This window comes from Pseudomonas agronomica (genome assembly GCF_025917275.1).
Taxonomy (GTDB): Bacteria; Pseudomonadota; Gammaproteobacteria; order Pseudomonadales; family Pseudomonadaceae; genus Aquipseudomonas; species Aquipseudomonas agronomica.
In genome coordinates, this window is the sequence record NZ_JAOSHO010000797.1 from 1 (window position 1) to 1,518 (window position 1,518).

A 1,518-nucleotide genomic window follows, 5' to 3' on the forward strand; every position below is an offset into this window, starting at 1 on the left:
ATGATCTTTTGCCACAGGTTCTGTGTGCGATGCAGAGAGCAAACCATTGCACTTTCAAGCGCCAAGCCTGAGCCTTGGCGCCAGTTTCGGAATATGGGGTGGGATTGGATGTATCACGGGGAACGACTCAACGCCTGGACGCACCTGGTGGGGGCAGTCGCGGCGTTTATCGGCGCGGTGTGGTTGCTGGTGATTGCCGGGATGGCCGGCGATCCCTGGAAGATCGTCAGCGTGGCGATCTACGGGTTCACCTTGCTGGTGTTGTACAGCGCCTCGACGGTGTACCACAGCGTGCGTGGGCGCAAGAAAGCGATCATGCAGAAGGTCGATCATTTTTCGATCTACCTGCTGATCGCCGGCAGCTACACGCCGTTCTGCCTGGTGACCCTGCGCGGGCCGTGGGGCTGGACCTTGTTCGGAATCGTCTGGGGGCTGGCCGTGATCGGCATCCTCCAGGAAATCAAGCCGCGCTCCGAGGCGCGGATCTTGTCGATCGTCATTTATGCGGTGATGGGCTGGATCGTCCTGGTGGCGGTCAAGCCGTTGCTGGCGGCGCTGGGCAGCGCCGGGTTTGCCTGGCTGGCTTCGGGCGGCGTGTTTTACACGGTGGGCATCATTTTTTTCGCCCTCGACCAGCGCCTGCGCCATGCCCATGGCATCTGGCACCTGTTCGTCATCGCTGGCAGCCTGCTGCATTTCGTGGCGATTCTGTTCTACGTGCTTTGAGCACCTGCAAACAGACGATCCAGTTGCGCCTGGGCCTGGCTGGCGAAGATCTCCAACAGGGCGCCCATCGTATGGGCCGGGGCCTCGTTGGCCCGGGTCACCGCGTAGAGGGAAATGGGCAGCGGCGGCGACAAGGGCCGGATGGCCGTGCAGGAGCGCGAAGCGCCTAAAGCCGTGAACGGGTCGATCACCGCCAGCCCGGCGCCGGATTCGACCATGGCCCGGGCCAGTGAATAGGTCTGTACGGAAATGCTGACGCGTGGCGGTGGCTCCACCGCCTTGAGGTAGCCGTCCAGCCTGGCTGACAGCGGGTCGGTGCTGGACAGGCCGATCAACGGCGCGCCGGCCAGGGCCTGCAACGGCATGGGCGTGCCGATCGCCGCCTCGGGCCAATGGCCGCTGGGTGCCAAGGCCACCAACACGCCGCTGGCCAGGGGCTGGGCCTTGAGACCGGGGTGATCGGGCGGTTGCAGGGTCAGGGCGACGTCGATTTCGCGCATCAGCAGGTTCTGCGTCAGCTCGCGGCTGTGGGCGCTGGATAACTCGCAGACGATGTCCGGGTAACGTTGGGTCCATTGATGAATCGCCGTCGGCATCAGAGACAGGGCCAAGGCCGGCGTGGCACCGATCCGCAGGCTGTGGCCCGGCTCGCGGCGCAGGCTCTGGGCCAGGCGCCGCACGCCTTGCAGGCTTTCGCTGACCTTGTCGACCTCGCGCTCCAACTCCAGCGCTTCGGGCGTGGCCTGCAACTTGCCGCGTACCCGCAGGAACAGCGCAAAGCCCAATTGCTGC

At 64.8% G+C, this 1,518-nt stretch carries 2 protein-coding genes; one reads left to right on the forward strand and one right to left on the reverse strand.

Annotated elements, in window-relative coordinates:
• Positions 1–108: 108 nt before the first annotated feature.
• Complete coding sequence (gene trhA / locus OC610_RS27215) at positions 109–726, forward strand: PAQR family membrane homeostasis protein TrhA (protein WP_264432490.1); 618 nt, start codon at positions 109–111, stop codon at positions 724–726.
• Here the strand turns inward: trhA and OC610_RS27220 are convergent.
• The coding region (locus tag OC610_RS27220; protein ID WP_264432493.1) for a LysR substrate-binding domain-containing protein at positions 714–1,518 on the reverse strand (805 nt) is incomplete at its 5' end. The genes trhA and OC610_RS27220 overlap by 13 nt on opposite strands.

Coding starts and splice junctions, on each gene's coding strand:
- trhA (WP_264432490.1), top strand. CDS start 109: ATGTATCACGGGGAACGACTCAACGCCTGGACGCACCTGGTGGGGGCA.